This is a genomic window from Archangium sp. (genome assembly GCF_057119385.1).
This window is the reverse complement of the sequence record NZ_DBNGVP010000051.1, coordinates 45,678-59,233: the sequence shown is the minus strand read 5'-3', so window position 1 is coordinate 59,233 and position 13,556 is coordinate 45,678. Positions and strand designations below refer to the sequence as shown.

The following is a 13,556-nucleotide window of genomic DNA, read 5'->3' as shown; positions in this document are numbered from 1 at the left end:
TTGCTCCTCCCCCACGTGGGAGTGGCGGCCCGGGGCCGCGGTGTTTATGGACGGTTGAACTCCGTTACGAGTCTTTCCGGGAAGGTGCATGGAGGGTCGGTACTCACTGGTTGAACGTGTCGCGGCGCTGCTGGCCGATGAGCAGGGGACGCTCCGCAAGGAGGCGCCCTACCGGGTGGCGCTCTGCTATCCGAGCCCCTACCACGTGGGCATGAGCTCGCTCGGCTACCAGGCCATGTACCGGGAGATTCACGAGCACCCGGGGGCCACCGCCGAGCGTGCCTTCCTGCCCGATGACGTGGAGGCGTACCGCCGCACGCGCACGCCCCTCTTCACCTTCGAGTCGCAGGCCCCCGTCTCCAGCTTCCACATGCTGGCCTTCTCCGTGGCCTACGAGCTGGAGATGACCGGCCTGTTCTCCATGCTGGACCTCTCCGGCATCCCCCTCCTCAAGGAGGAGCGGGATGAGCGTCACCCCCTCGTGGTGGCTGGCGGGCCGCTCACCTTCTCCAATCCGGACCCGCTCGAGCCCTTCGTGGACGTGCTCGTGCAGGGCGAGGCGGATGACCTCATCCACGTGCTGTTGGAGGCAGCCGCGTCCATGGAGAAGGACGCCCTGCTGACGCACCTGGCGGGCATCCCGGGCTTCCGCGTGGCCGGGCGGGGAGGCAGGCGCTACCACGTGGGCAAGGCCTCGGACGCGCGGCTGCCGGCGCGCTCGGCCATCATCACCCCCCACACGGAGCTGCGCTCGATGTTCCTCATCGAGCCCGAGCGCGGGTGCTCGCGCGGGTGCCACTACTGCGTCATGCGGCGCACCACCAACGGCGGCATGCGCACCGTGCCTCCCGAGCGCGTGCTGTCGCTCATCCCCGAGCATGCCCGGCGCGTGGGGCTCGTGGGCGCCGCCGTGACGGACCACCCTCGCATCGTCGAGCTGCTGCGCACCCTGGTGGACTCGGGCCGGGAGGTGGGCGTGTCCTCGCTGCGCGCGGACCGGCTCACCCAGGAACTGGTGGATCAGCTGCGGCGCGGGGGCGCCACCAACCTCACCGTGGCCGCGGATGGGGCCTCGCAGCGCATGCGGGACCTGGTGGACCGCAAGCACTCCGAGGAGCAGATCATCCGCGCGGCGAACTTCGCCAAGACGGCGGGGATGCGGCAGCTCAAGGTGTACAACGTCGTTGGCCTGCCGTTGGAGGAGGACGCGGACGTCGACGAGCTGGCCCGCTTCACCACGGAGCTGTCGAGGATTCTGCCGGTGGCGCTGGGCGTGGCGCCCTTCGTGGCCAAGCGCAACACCCCCCTGGATGGAGCCCCCTTCGCCGGCATCCGCGAGGTGGAGGGCCGGCTGGAGCGGCTGCGCAAGGGCCTCAAGGGGCGCGCCGAGGTGCGGCCCACGTCGGCCCGCTGGGCCTGGGTGGAGTACATGCTCGCCCAGTGCGGCCCCGAGGCGGGACTCGCCGCCATGGACGCCTGGAAGGCCGGTGGGAGCTTCGCCGCCTTCAAGCGCGCCTTCCAGGAGCGTGACTGTCAGCCCTTCATCGCCCGCCGGGTGGAGGATGGACGGCGCCGGCCCACCGAGTGGCCCCGGGTGGAGAACGTCGCTCCGCCCTACGTCTGACACTGGCGCGGCCAGACCTTGCCCCTGGCCGCCCGCTCTCTGCTAGAAGGCCACACGCGCCGCTTCCAGGCGCCAGGAGGCTTCAGCGGCAGTGAGCACGGATCGCGTGGACAAGGCGTGGCAGCGCAAGGGGCTCAAGGACTACTCGACGGACGCCATCGTCGGGACGCTCGGGCACTATGGCGTGACGGTCAGCGAGGCGGACTTCCGCCAGCTCGCCGAGAAGCAGTACCCGGCGGGCATCGCCGAGAGCTGGATGCCGAAGTGGAAGGGCACCGGCCAGTTCGCCCCCTTCCCGTACGCCGCGGCCGGGGAGCTGTGGAAGCGCTGGCTGTCCGATCGGCTCGCCCCGTACGAGCTCTCCGAGAGCCTCGCCCAGCTGATGGGCTCCCTCGGGCAGCTCCTGCAGGGCATGCAGCAGGCTCCCGTGGCTTCCGCCTTCGAGCGGATGAACGAGGTGCGCAAGCGCGTGCCCGTCAATGACAAGGGCGAGCCCGACACCGGCTTCATGCAGGAGGCCCTGCGCGTGTTCGACGAGCGCGCCGCCCGCGCCTTCGACGACCTGGCCGAGATGCTCGCCAAGGCCGGCCACCGCCAGCACGCCGAGGCCTTCGCCGACCTGGAGGAGTTCCTCCTGCCGGATCGCCGCGGCATCGCCAAGCCCATCATCCGCGCCTCCCACGGGGAGCGCGACGCGGCGCTCGAGGACCTGCAGAAGGCGGCCATGGACAGCTCGCGCACGCCGATTTCCCGCGTGCTCGCCGTGGACGGCCTGCTGCACCTCAAGGCCAATGACAAGGTCGCCGCCGTGGGCCGCCCCCTCCTCGAGGAGGCCGAGCGCATCCAGGACTGGCACCTCGCGCTGGATCTCGTCGCCCGCCTGGAGCACGCCTACAAGCAGATCGGCGATCGCACCGCGCTCGAGGCCCTCGCCAAGGATCGCGCCCGCGTCGAGAAGGCCCATGACGAGGCCCACCCCGGCCACCGCCGTCACCAGCATCAGCACTGAGCGGTGATACCCCCCCTCTCCCCTCGGGAGAGGGTCAGGGTGAGGGTGTTTCGTCACGGTGTTCCCCCCCGTGGTCCCCAAGTGGGGCCACGGGGTTCAACCCAGGAGTCCCGATACCCCACCCCGTCCCTCTCCCGGAGGGCGAGGGGAGAGGGGCTCAGTAGGGGACGTCTTCCTCGGGAGGTTGTTGGGCCTGGGCGACGGCCTGGGTCTCCGCGGCGGCCTGCTCGGCCTGGACGTCCTCCGCCGTCTGTCCCCGGCGGGGCAGGGGGATGTACTTCACCTCCGGCACCGCCTCCTGCACGTCCTTCACCGGCACCACCGCCCCCACCGTCGTGTAGCGGATGGCCCCCGTCTGCGTGAAGGTGTGCCGCAGCTCGTACGACTTCGCCCTCGGCAGGAACCACTCGCGCACCGTCTTCAGCGGCAGCACGTGCAGCTCCCCCTGCGCCAGGAAGACGTACACCAGCAGGTCCGCCCCGCTGTACAGGAAGCACCCCGGCGTGTCCCGCTCCAGGTTGGACACCAGCTCGAAGAAGTAGCGCCGGCGCCGGGGCTGCCGGTCTCCCTTCACCTCGATGCCGCGCACCTCTCCCGAGGGCAGCTCCCACAAGAGGTCCACCCCTCGGTGCTGGAAGCGCGGATCGTCCTGCACGTCATGGACGCGCGAGCCGGGCTCGGTCGCCAGCAACCAGTTCCGGGCGTATTGCACGGCCCGATCGGCCGCGCCCATCACGCCCCTCATGCTGAAGCCGCGCGCCATCGCTCAGCGGCGCAGCTCGACGCCCGTGGCCACCAGCTGCACCTCGCGCGGCTTGCCGTCCGCGCCACGCGGCACCTGCGCGCCCTCGGCCTCGTAGTGCTTCGCCATGGACTCGCTCAGCTCCGTCACCTTCACCACGCCCTCCACCCGCGCCGACGAGCCCGCCGAGTCCAGCGGCACGAAGAAGCCATAGTCCTTGAACGTCACCCGCACCCCGGCGCCCTTCGCGCCCTCGGCGAGCTCCATCCAGCAGCCCTTCTTCTCGCACGCCTTGCGCACCTGGCCCTCCACCCGCACCGTCTTGCCCTCGTGCGCCTGCGGCTTCGCCAGCAGCTCGGAGAGCTTCACCGCCGGCGCCCCCTTGAGCGCCTCGCCCCGCGTCAGCGTCCAGCCCGCGGTGGGCTTGGCCTCGGCGGCGGGGGCCGGTGGGTGGGGGCAATCCTCTTGAACGGCCGGCTTCGAGGCAGGGGCCTCGGCGAGCGCCACGAGGGGAAGGGCCAACAGCGTCAGCAGGGCGGAGCGGAAGGTCTTCATCCCTCACGGATAGCTCGAAGCCTTTGTCCGGGCAAGGCGCCCGCCATCCCGGTTACACTACCGGACGTGAAGGTCACCCTCCCCAAGCCCAACCGCACCTTCGGCCCCGCCGATGTGCTCGGTCTCGTGGGCCTCTTCGGTCTGCTCATCGCCCGCTACATCCCCGTGGCGCGGCTCGTCCCCTTCTGGGGTTGTGCCCTGCGAGAAACGACTGGCTGGCCCTGTCTCGGCTGCGGACTGACGCGGGTGGCCGACCGGGTCGCCCACTTCAACTTCGCTGGCGCCTGGGACGCCAACCCGCTCGGCACGGTGGCCGCCCTCTTCTTCGCCCTCATGGTCGTGGTCATGGTGTTGCACCTCGTCTTCGCCATGCCCATCCCCCAACTCCACCTGTCTCCCACCGAGTGGCACTGGGCCCGCATCACCGTCGCCACCGTCGTCCTGCTCAACTACGCCTGGGTGGTGGTGAAGACGAAGTTCCCCCACCTGCTCACCTAGGACGCTCCCGTGCACCCCGCCGCCCTCCTGCTGCTCGGCTACCTGGCGGGCTCCGTGCCCTTCGGGGTGCTGCTCACCCGCTGGGTCCGCGGCGTGGATGTCCGTCAGAGCGGCAGCGGCAACATCGGCGCCACCAACGTCACCCGCGTGGCCGGCAAGAAGCTCGGCGCCGTGGTGCTCCTGCTGGATGCGCTCAAGGGCGCCCTCGCCGTCGCCCTCGCCCTCTGGCTCGAGCCCGAGGCGCCCCGCCTGCACGCGGCCGTGGCGCTCTCCGCCTTCCTCGGCCACGTCTACCCCGTCTGGCTCAAGCTGCACGGTGGCAAGGGCGTGGCCACCGCGCTCGGGGTGCTCGTCGTGCTCGTGCCGCTGGGGGCGCTCGCCGGGGCGCTCGTCTACGCCGGGTTCGTGGCTGCCTGGCGCGTCAGCTCCGTGGGCTCCCTGGCCGGGGGTGTCACCGCCGTCGCCGTCGCCTCCCTCACCGCCCGCGCTCCCGAGTACGCGTGGCTCTCAGCGCTGCTCTTCGCCCTCATCGTCTGGACGCACCGGAGCAACATCCAGCGGCTCGTGCGGCACACCGAGCGGCGCTTCTGACTTCGGCTCGCCGCGCACCGGCACCGACGAGTAGCCCAGCAGCGTGCAGGCGATGGGGCCGTTCCACAGGTCGCGCCGGCTCCGGGGCCGCGCGTGGAAGGCGCTCTCGAAGGCCGGGTTGCCCGAGAGCACCCAGACGCGCCAGCCCGCCTGCGCCCGCAGGCTGTCGCCCAGCTTGAAGTAGAAGCTCTTCATGCCCTTCTGTCCGCCCGAGCCCAGCCGGTCTCCGTAAGGCGGATTGGTGAGCAGCAGGCCTCCCGAGGCGGGCAGGGGCGGCAGCTTCGTTGCGTCTCCCTCCTCCAGGAGGATCTCCTCCGCCAGCTTCGCCGCCTTCACGTTGCGCCGCGCCGCCTCCAGCGCCTCGGGATCCTTGTCGAAGCCGAGAATCGGGACGGTCACCTTGCGCTCGTTGCGGCGGGCATCCGCGCGCAGGTCCTCGAGCAGCTCCCGCGCCCGCGCGCCCAGGTGCGGCCACTTCTCCACCGCGAAGTCCCGCGCGATGCCGGGCGCTCGCCGCCGGGCGATGAGGCCTCCCTCGATGAGAAGGGTGCCCGAGCCGCACATCGGGTCCACCAGCGCCTCCTCGCCCGTGTAGCCCGCCGCGCGCAGCAGGGCCGCCGCCAGCGTCTCCTTCAGCGGGGCTGGCGTCGGCCGCACCCGGTAGCCCCGGCGGTGGAGGGGCTCGCCACACAGGTCCAACGAGAGCGACAGCCGCTCGCGCACCAGGTGGGCGACCACGCGCACGTCTGGATTCCGGGGGTCCACGTCCGGCCGCGCGCCCTGCTTGTCGCGCATCCGGTCCACCACCGCGTCCTTCACCTTCAGCGCCACGAAGCCCGTGTGGCTGTGCTCGCTGTCCTTGAGCGTGGCCTCCACCGCGAAGGTGGTGTCCGGCGTGAGGTGCTCCTCCCACGGGACGCTCGCCACCGCCTCGTACAGGCCCTCGGCGCCATGGGCCTCGAACTCGCCCAGCGGGTAGAGCACGCGCATGGCGATGCGCGACCAGAGGCACACCTTGAGCGCCTCGTCGAGCGAGGCCATGAAGCGCACCCCGCCCCGGTCCTGCCGGATGCGGCGCGCGCCGAGCTCCTTGAGCTCCTCGGCCAGGAGGTCCTCGGTTCCGCGGGCGGTGGTGGCGAAAAGGGCGAGACGTTCAGCCATAGGGGGCTCGCCTTATCAAGCTGCTCACTCCGCCACCACCTCGTACATGCTGAAGGTGGCGTCCTGCCGGGCACTGGCCGCCTTGGTCTCCTTGAAGTCCTCGGATTGGAAGTAGGCCTTCAGGCTCTCCCGGTCCCTCCAGCGCGTCACCAGCAGGAACTCGGGCTCCGGCTCGAAGGAGCGCAGCACCTCCAGCCCGAGGAACCCCTCGTACTGGTCCACCCGGCGCGAGCGCTCCCGGAAGGAGACCTCCAGGCGCTCGGCTTCCTCCGCGGAGGTCCGGAAGCGATTGATGGTGACGATCATCGTGCGGGCAACGGTCATGGGTGCGGCTTGCTTCCCGCTTCCGTGACGGGGTGGGGCCCACGGGTTCTCGCTGGGAACTGCATACCCTCACCCCAGCCCTCTCCCAGGGGAAGAGGGGGCATACACAGGGGCAACCTGGGACCCGGATACCCTCACCCCGTCCCTCTCCCGGGGGGAGAGGGGATATTGGCGGCAGGGGAGAAGGGCGGCTGGGGTCAGGCGGCTCCGGCTCCGGGCATCTCGCCCACGCCCCGGATGAGCACCTCGCGCGGCTTCGCTCCGTCCGCGGGACCCACCACTCCGTCCCGCTCCATCCGCTCGATCATTCGCGCCGCACGGTTGTAGCCGATGCGCATCTTGCGCTGCAGCATCGAGATGGACACCGCCCTCATCTCGCTCACCGTCGCCAGCGCCTGATCGTACAGCTCGTCGGACAGCTCGTCCTCCTCGCCTCCACCACCCTCGCCCTCCTCGTCGCGCGGCTTGAGGATGGACTCGTCGTAGACCGGCTTGCCCTGCGCCTTCAGGTGGTCCACCGCGTGCTTGATCTCGTTCTCCGAGACGTACGCGCCGTGCACACGCTGCAGGTGCGCGCTCGTGGGCGGCATGATGAGCATGTCGCCCATGCCCAGCAGCGCCTCGGCGCCCACCGTGCCGAGAATCGTCATCGAGTCCGGCTTCGAGCGCAGCATGAAGCTGATGCGCGTGGGGAAGTTGGCCTTGATGATGCCCGTGACGACGTCCGTGGACGGACGCTGCGTGGCCACCATCAGGTGGATGCCGGCCGCTCGAGCCATCTGCGCCAGGCGCGCCACGTACGTCTCCACCTCGCGGCTCGCCACCATCATCAGGTCCGCCAGCTCATCGATGATGACCACGATGTACGGCAGCTTCTTCCACTCCCGCTTCTCCTCCCGCGACGACTCGGACTCCCCGGCCGCCTCAAGCGCGGCCTCCACCGCGTCCGACATCCCGTCGTCATCGTCCTCGTCCGCCGCCCGCAGGCTCTCCGGCGCCTCCTCGGGCTCGGGCAGGGCCTCGCGCAGCTCCTCCACGTCGTCCTTCGGGGCGGCGACCCCGGGACCCGTGTTGGTGCTGGCGGAGTGGGACTCCTCGATGATGGCGTCCTCGGGCGTGGCCACGTCCACCACGACCACCTTCTTGGGCTTCTTCGGCGCGGCCTTCTTCGCGGACTCCTCGGCGGGCTTCGCGTTGGACTTCTCCGCGTCCTGCGTCTCCACGAACTTGTTGAAGCCGGCGATGTTGCGCACGCCCGCCTCGGACAGCATCTGGTAGCGCCGCTCCATCTCCTCCACGGCCCAGCGCAGCGCGAGCGCCGCCTTCTTCGGATCCGTCACCACCGGCAACAGCAGGTGCGGAATGCCCTCGTACACCGAGAGCTCGAGCATCTTCGGGTCCACCATGATGAAGCGGACCTCCTCCGGCGTGGACTTCAGGAGGATGCTCATGATCATCGAGTTCACCGCTACGGACTTACCCGAGCCGGTGGTGCCCGCGATGAGCAGGTGGGGCGCCTTGGCCAGGTCGAAGACGTACGGCATGCCCTCGATGTCCTTGCCCACGCACATGGTCAGCCGGCTGCCGGCCTTCTGGAACACGTCCTGCTCGGCGATCTCCTTGAGGTACACCGTCTCGCGGTCGCGGTTGGGCACCTCGATGCCCACCACGCCCTTGCCGGGGATGGGCGCCACGATGCGCACCCGCATGGCCTCCATGGCCATGGCCAGGTCGTCCTGGAGCGCGGCGATCTTGCTCACCTTGATGCCGGGCCCCGGGAGGAACTCGTACATGGTGACCACGGGGCCGGGACGGATCTCCACCACCTCGCCGGAGATGCCGAAGTCCGCCAGCTTGGCGCGCAGCTTCTCCGCCGTGCTGAGGAAGGCGTCCTTGTCGAGCGCCGAGCGCTCCTTCTTCTCGATCTCCAGCACGTCCAGCGGGGGCAGCGAGAAGCTGGTGCGGCCACCGACGAACTGGAACTGCTCCTGGTCCTTCTTCTTGACGGCGACGGCGGTGGGCTTGGGCGGGGCCTTGGGCTCCACGATGAGCGGCGTGCGCGCCAGCGCCGAGGGCGGAGCCGGCACGAGGGCCGCGGGCGAGGCCGGAGCCTGGGCCGCCGGAGCCGCCAGCGCGGCCCCGGGCGCAGCGGCCAGCACGGGCTCGGAGGCCTGCGCGTCGGCGGGCGTCTCGGGACCCGTGACGATGTTCGGCGCCTTGCCCCGCTTGCCCTTCGCGGCCTCGGCCGGAGGCGCGGCGGGCGAGGGCGACAGGAAGGCCGCCCACGCCGGATCCGCTCCCGGTGCCGGGCGCGCGGGCGCCCCCGGAGGCGTCACGATGACGGGCTGCTGGCCAGCGGGAAGCTCGGGCCGCTTCTCCCGGGCCTCGCGGGCGGTCTGCTTCGAGAGCTCTCGCGCCTCCTTGGCGGCCAGCTTCGCCGCGGCGGCGCGCTCCTTCTCCTCCTGGCGGGCCAGACGCACGGCCTCCTCGGCCATGGCCTCCTGCTCGGCCTCCTCCGCCTCGAGGGCCAGACGCTCGGCCTCCTCCAGCTCGGCCTCCTCCTCCTCGAGCTCCGCGAGGAAGGCGTCCTCCTCCTCCTTCTCCTTGGCGGCGCGCTCCTGACGCTCCTTGTAGGCCTCCTTCTGCTGCTCCCAGAAGACCAGGGCGTTCTCCTGCAGCCGCCGGCCCACGACACAGGCCCCGGCCCACGCCAGCGAGCACAGCTTGAGGAACGTGTACTGCGTGCCGACGATCAGCGCGGCGGCGCACACCGTGGTCACCAGGATGATGGTGCCCACCGTGGAGAACAGCCCCACCAGCATGCCGCCGAGCGTGGCGCCCACGAAGCCTCCAGGCGGGTGGGCCTGGCCGGGCTGGGTGCCGATGAAGAGCTGGGCCAGCACCGCGCCACTCAGGGTGAGCAGCACGAAGGCCACCAGCTGCGGCCAGCGCCGCCGCTCCCGGTTGCCCACGAAGACGACCATGGCCGCGTAGACGCCGCACAGGGGGAGCAGATAGGCCCACACCCCGAGCATGCCCCGCAGGCCCTCGGCGATGAGGTGGCCCATGGGCCCCACCGCGTTCTCGAAGCCAGGCCCCCTGCGGTCCTTCGCGCTGAAGGTCGCCACCGACACCAACGACAGGATGGAGATGGCCATCAGGAAGAGGCCGATCAGCGCCCGTTGCCCGGGCCCTGACTCTTCCCCAACCCCCTTCTGCGCCTTCTTCTCCGCCAGGGCCTTGCGGCGCGTGGCGATCTCCTGCCGCGAAAGGACCGTCTTCTCCGCTCTGGCCTTCCGTTCCGCCATGACTTCCTCACACTCCCCGTAGCGGGCTGTAGCAGCCGTCCGCGGAGTGTAGGGAGGGAGGGGGTCCGGTCAATTTTCCGGCGGGCCGTCCAGAGGTACACGGCGCTACCACTTTGAGGCACCACCCGGGAATGGAGCATGTATGTTGCTCCGGCCGCGTAGCGGAACCAAGGAGACCTACATCATGGCCACCCAGGACAAGCCGTCGTCGACCGAAGAGGAATACTTCGCGCGCGAGGAAATCGAAAAGAAGCGCAAGCTGGCCCTCCAGCAGTCCCAGTCGATGGCCGCCCAGCAGCGTGAGGATCTCAAGAAGCTGCACTTCATGAAGTGCCCCAGGTGCGGCATGGACCTGCAGCCCGTGCAGCGGGGCGACGTCGAGATCGACACCTGCTTCAACTGCCACGGCGTCTTCCTGGACTCGGGCGAGCTGGAGCGGCTGCAGCACCAGATGGCGCACGAGAAGGACGGGCGGTGGATGGGCGCCGTCCTCAACCTCTTCAAGAACAAGTAGTCGCGGGAGGTCGGGTCCATGAAGCTCACCGTCGAGCAGGTCCGGCATGTGGCCACCCTGGCCCGGTTGTCTCTCTCGTCCGAGGAGGAGGAGCGCTACGCCACGCAGCTCTCCGCCATCCTGGACGCGGTGGCGCAGCTGCAGGAGCTCGACGTGAGCGGAGTGGAGCCCACCTCGCATGCCTCGCTCGCGTCCTCGCTGCTGCGCGAGGACGTGACGCGGCCCTCGCTGCCGCCCGAGAAGGCGCTGGCCAACGCGCCGGCCAGGGTGGGCACGAGCTTCGCCGTCCCGAAGATCCTGGAGTGACGCCATGCAGCTGACCGACCTCACCCTGCTGGAGCTGGCGGCGAAGCTGGCCTCGGGAGAAACCACCTCCGTGGAGGCCACGCGGGCCTGTCTGGCGCGCATTGCCCAGGTGGATGGGAAGGTGAAGGCCTTCCTGCGGCTGGACGAGCACGGCGCCCTGGCGGCCGCCGAGGCCAGCGACGCCCGCCGCAAGCAGGGCAACCCGCTCGGGCCGCTGGACGGCGTGCCCGTGGCCGTGAAGGACATCTTCCTCACCGAGGGCGTGGAGACGACGTGTGCCTCGCGCGTCCTCGAGGGCTTCGTCCCCCCGTACGACGCCACCGCGGTGCGGCTGTTGAAGGAGGCGGGGACGCCCATCCTGGGCAAGCTCAACCAGGACGAGTTCGCGATGGGCTCGTCCAACGAGTCGAGCGCCTACGGCCCCTGCCACAACCCGTGGGACGTGACGCGCACGCCGGGAGGCTCCTCGGGAGGCTCGGCGGCGGCGCTGGCGGCGCGCGAGGTGTTCGGCACGCTGGGCACGGACACGGGCGGCTCCATCCGCCAGCCCGCGGCGCTCACCAACACCGTGGGCCTCAAGCCCACCTATGGGCGCGTGTCGCGCTACGGCGTCATCGCCTACGCCTCCTCGCTGGATGCGCCGGGCCCCATGGCTCGCACCGTGGGGGACGTGGCGGCGCTGCTGCAGGTGCTGGCGCGGCATGATCCGCGGGACTCGACCTCGGCAACGGCGGACGTGCCGGACTACCTGGCGGACCTGGAGCACGGCGTGGCGGGCCTGAAGCTGGGCGTGCCCCGCGAGTACTTCGTCGAGGGCATGGACCCCGAGGTGGAGGCCTCGGTCCGCGAGGCCCTGAAGGCCTACGAGCGGCTGGGCGCCACGCTGGTGGACGTGTCCCTGCCGCATACGAAGTACGCGCTGGCCACCTACTACCTGCTGGCCCCGGCGGAGGCGTCGAGCAACCTGGCCCGCTACGACGGCGTGCGCTACGGCCGGCGGGCGCGGGATGTGAAGGGCCTCCGGGACATGTACGGCCTGACGCGCGACCAGGGCTTCGGCCCCGAGGTGAAGCGCCGCATCATGCTGGGCACCTACGCGCTGAGCGCGGGCTACTACGACGCCTACTACCTGCGGGCCCAGAAGGTGCGGACGCTCATCCGCGAGGACTTCACGAAGGCCTTCACGCAGGTGGACGCGCTGGTGACGCCCACCTCGCCGGTGCCGGCCTTCAAGCTGGGCGAGAAGGTGAACGACCCACTGTCCATGTACCTCATGGACGTGTGCACGCTGCCGTGCAACCTGGCGGGACTGCCCGGCCTGTCGCTGCCGTGCGGCTTCACGAAGGCGGGCCTGCCGATTGGATTGCAGCTCATGGGCCGCCCGTTCGACGAGGCGAAGTTGCTGAGAATCGCCCGGGCCTTCGAGCGCGAGCACGACTACGTGCGCCGCCAGGCCCCCATCTAGAGAGTTCCGGAGACGCCATGCCCCTGAGCGATTTCCAGCCGGTCATCGGGCTCGAGGTCCACGCCCAACAGCTGACGCACACGAAGATCTTCTGCAACTGCTCCACCAGCTTCGGCGCGGCGCCCAACCACAACACCTGCCCGGTGTGCCTGGGCCTGCCCGGCGTGCTGCCGGTGCTCAACGCGAAGGTGGTGGAGTTCGCCATCCGCACGGGCCTGGCGCTCGGCTGCACCCTCAACAAGACGAGCGTGTGGAGCCGGAAGAACTACTTCTATCCGGACCTGCCCAAGGGCTACCAGATCACGCAGTTCGACCAGCCCATCTGCGAGTGGGGCAAGCTGACCATCGACACGCCCGAGGGCGAGAAGGTCGTCCGCGTCCGCCGCATCCACATGGAGGAGGACGCGGGCAAGAGCGTGCACGACGCCTCGGCGGCCGAGAGCCTGGTGGACCTGAACCGCGCGGGCGTGCCGCTGCTGGAGATCGTCAGCGAGCCGGACCTGCGCGGCGCGGACGAGGCGGTGGAGTACCTCAAGGCCCTGCGGGACGTGCTGGTGTACCTCGGGGTGAACGACGGGAACATGGAGGAGGGCTCGCTGCGCTGCGACGTCAACGTGTCCGTGATGCGCAAGGGCAGCACGGCGTACGGCCAGCGGGTGGAGCTGAAGAACATCAACTCGTTCCGGTTCATCAAGCAGGCCACCGAGTATGAGATCTCCCGGCAGGTGGACCTGCTGGAGTCGGGCGGGAAGGTGGAGCAGGAGACGCGGCTGTACGACCCGAACAAGGGCGTGACGCGCTCGATGCGCTCGAAGGAGGAGGCGCACGACTACCGCTACTTCCCGGAGCCGGACCTGCCGCCGCTGCACCTGACGGACGCGCAGATCGACGACGTGGCGAAGTCCCTGCCGGAGCTGCCCCGGGCGAAGGTGTCGCGGTTCACGAGCCAGTACGGGCTGCCGGCGTATGACGCGAAGATCCTGTGCGCCGAGCGCCCGCTGGCGGACTACTTCGAGGCGGTGGCGCAGCACTTCAAGGACTACAAGCGACTGTCGAACTGGTTCCTCGGAGAGCTGCTGCGGCTGTTGAAGGAGGAGGGCGGGAGCGTCACCACGCTGCGCTTCACGACGGTGCAGTTCGCGAGCCTGCTGACGGCGGTGGAGAAGGGGAGCATCTCGGCGAACGCGGGCAAGGACGTGTTCGGGGAGATGTTCCGCACGGGGAAGGACCCGGAGGCCATCATCGCGGAGAAGGGCCTGGCGCAGGTGAGCGACACGGGCGCCATCGAGGCGGTGGTGGACGAGGTGCTGGCGAAGAACGCGGGCGAGGTGGAGAAGTACAAGGCCGGGAAGAAGCACATCTTCGGCTTCTTCGTGGGCCAGGTGATGCGGGCCATGAAGGGCAAGGGCAACCCGGCCCTCGTCAACGAGCTGCTCAAGAAGAAGATCGGGGAGTAGCC

At 70.2% G+C, this 13,556-nt stretch carries 13 protein-coding genes; 8 read left to right on the top strand and 5 right to left on the bottom strand.

All coding sequences use genetic code 11. The features are described 5' to 3' along the window. The first annotated feature begins 88 nt into the window (after positions 1-88). Entirely contained in the window at positions 89-1,624 is a 1,536-nt protein-coding gene (locus AC16DP_RS11625; protein WP_329732995.1) for a radical SAM protein, read from the top strand. A 91-nt stretch (positions 1,625-1,715) separates the two neighbouring features. Beyond that, on the top strand, positions 1,716-2,633 hold the full coding sequence (locus AC16DP_RS11620; protein WP_329732994.1) for a hypothetical protein: 918 nt from the start codon (positions 1,716-1,718) through the stop codon (positions 2,631-2,633). A gap of 157 nt (positions 2,634-2,790) precedes the next feature. Here the strand turns inward: AC16DP_RS11620 and AC16DP_RS11615 are convergent, their stop codons facing one another. Together AC16DP_RS11615 and AC16DP_RS11610 are read right to left on the bottom strand one after the other, a co-directional pair. Beyond that, positions 2,791-3,396 (bottom strand): hypothetical protein, encoded by a 606-nt coding sequence (locus tag AC16DP_RS11615; protein WP_329732993.1) that lies wholly within the window; start codon positions 3,394-3,396, stop codon positions 2,791-2,793. 3 nt (positions 3,397-3,399) lie between these two features. Continuing rightward, positions 3,400-3,930, bottom strand: coding sequence for a DUF4920 domain-containing protein (locus AC16DP_RS11610; protein ID WP_329732992.1), 531 nt, complete (start codon positions 3,928-3,930; stop codon positions 3,400-3,402). Between the two features lie 66 nt (positions 3,931-3,996). Here AC16DP_RS11610 and AC16DP_RS11605 point away from each other — a divergent pair, with 66 nt between their 5' ends. Beyond that, positions 3,997-4,428 carry a DUF2752 domain-containing protein gene (locus AC16DP_RS11605; protein ID WP_329732991.1) on the top strand — a complete coding sequence of 144 codons (432 nt, stop codon included), beginning with the start codon at positions 3,997-3,999 and terminating at the stop codon, positions 4,426-4,428. A 9-nt stretch (positions 4,429-4,437) separates the two neighbouring features. Continuing rightward, a complete protein-coding gene (gene plsY, locus AC16DP_RS11600; protein WP_329732990.1) occupies positions 4,438-5,019 on the top strand; it encodes a glycerol-3-phosphate 1-O-acyltransferase PlsY in 582 nt (193 codons plus the stop codon). On the opposite strand, the gene AC16DP_RS11595 is transcribed toward plsY, so the two are convergent. The 3 genes from AC16DP_RS11595 to AC16DP_RS11585 form a co-directional block, all read right to left on the bottom strand. Continuing rightward, on the bottom strand, positions 4,936-6,180 hold the full coding sequence (locus AC16DP_RS11595; RefSeq protein ID WP_329732989.1) for a THUMP domain-containing class I SAM-dependent RNA methyltransferase: 1,245 nt from the start codon (positions 6,178-6,180) through the stop codon (positions 4,936-4,938). The two genes, plsY and AC16DP_RS11595, sit on opposite strands and share 84 nt — an antisense overlap. 24 nt (positions 6,181-6,204) lie before the next feature. Further along, complete coding sequence (locus tag AC16DP_RS11590) at positions 6,205-6,504, bottom strand: antibiotic biosynthesis monooxygenase family protein (protein WP_329732988.1); 300 nt, start codon at positions 6,502-6,504, stop codon at positions 6,205-6,207. A gap of 197 nt (positions 6,505-6,701) precedes the next feature. Next, positions 6,702-9,812: a DNA translocase FtsK gene (locus AC16DP_RS11585; RefSeq protein ID WP_329732987.1), complete on the bottom strand. Its 3,111-nt coding sequence runs from the start codon at positions 9,810-9,812 to the stop codon at positions 6,702-6,704. Positions 9,813-9,996: 184 nt separating this feature from the next. Between AC16DP_RS11585 and AC16DP_RS11580 the strand changes: the two genes are divergently transcribed. From AC16DP_RS11580 to gatB, 4 genes are read left to right on the top strand one after another with little or no spacing between them, the layout of a single operon-like run. Further along, complete coding sequence (locus tag AC16DP_RS11580; RefSeq protein WP_329732986.1) at positions 9,997-10,326, top strand: TFIIB-type zinc ribbon-containing protein; 330 nt, start codon at positions 9,997-9,999, stop codon at positions 10,324-10,326. An 18-nt stretch (positions 10,327-10,344) separates the two neighbouring features. Next, positions 10,345-10,632, top strand: a complete 288-nt coding sequence (gene gatC / locus AC16DP_RS11575; RefSeq protein ID WP_329732985.1) for an Asp-tRNA(Asn)/Glu-tRNA(Gln) amidotransferase subunit GatC — start codon at positions 10,345-10,347, stop codon at positions 10,630-10,632. 4 nt (positions 10,633-10,636) lie between these two features. After that, positions 10,637-12,097 (top strand): Asp-tRNA(Asn)/Glu-tRNA(Gln) amidotransferase subunit GatA, encoded by a 1,461-nt coding sequence (gatA, locus tag AC16DP_RS11570; protein WP_329732984.1) that lies wholly within the window; start codon positions 10,637-10,639, stop codon positions 12,095-12,097. A gap of 17 nt (positions 12,098-12,114) precedes the next feature. Continuing rightward, on the top strand, positions 12,115-13,554 hold the full coding sequence (gene gatB / locus AC16DP_RS11565; protein WP_329732983.1) for an Asp-tRNA(Asn)/Glu-tRNA(Gln) amidotransferase subunit GatB: 1,440 nt from the start codon (positions 12,115-12,117) through the stop codon (positions 13,552-13,554). Positions 13,555-13,556: the final 2 nt, after the last annotated feature.

Excerpts from the sequence above, each read along its gene's own strand:
- AC16DP_RS11625 (WP_329732995.1), top strand. The coding sequence starts at position 89 with ATGGAGGGTCGGTACTCACTGGTTGAACGTGTCGCGGCGCTGCTGGCC.
- AC16DP_RS11615 (WP_329732993.1), bottom strand. The coding sequence starts at position 3,396 with ATGGCGCGCGGCTTCAGCATGAGGGGCGTGATGGGCGCGGCCGATCGG.
- AC16DP_RS11610 (WP_329732992.1), bottom strand. The coding sequence starts at position 3,930 with ATGAAGACCTTCCGCTCCGCCCTGCTGACGCTGTTGGCCCTTCCCCTC.
- AC16DP_RS11595 (WP_329732989.1), bottom strand. The coding sequence starts at position 6,180 with ATGGCTGAACGTCTCGCCCTTTTCGCCACCACCGCCCGCGGAACCGAG.
- AC16DP_RS11590 (WP_329732988.1), bottom strand. The coding sequence starts at position 6,504 with ATGACCGTTGCCCGCACGATGATCGTCACCATCAATCGCTTCCGGACC.
- AC16DP_RS11585 (WP_329732987.1), bottom strand. The coding sequence starts at position 9,812 with ATGGCGGAACGGAAGGCCAGAGCGGAGAAGACGGTCCTTTCGCGGCAG.
- AC16DP_RS11580 (WP_329732986.1), top strand. The coding sequence starts at position 9,997 with ATGGCCACCCAGGACAAGCCGTCGTCGACCGAAGAGGAATACTTCGCG.
- gatC (WP_329732985.1), top strand. The coding sequence starts at position 10,345 with ATGAAGCTCACCGTCGAGCAGGTCCGGCATGTGGCCACCCTGGCCCGG.
- gatA (WP_329732984.1), top strand. The coding sequence starts at position 10,637 with ATGCAGCTGACCGACCTCACCCTGCTGGAGCTGGCGGCGAAGCTGGCC.
- gatB (WP_329732983.1), top strand. The coding sequence starts at position 12,115 with ATGCCCCTGAGCGATTTCCAGCCGGTCATCGGGCTCGAGGTCCACGCC.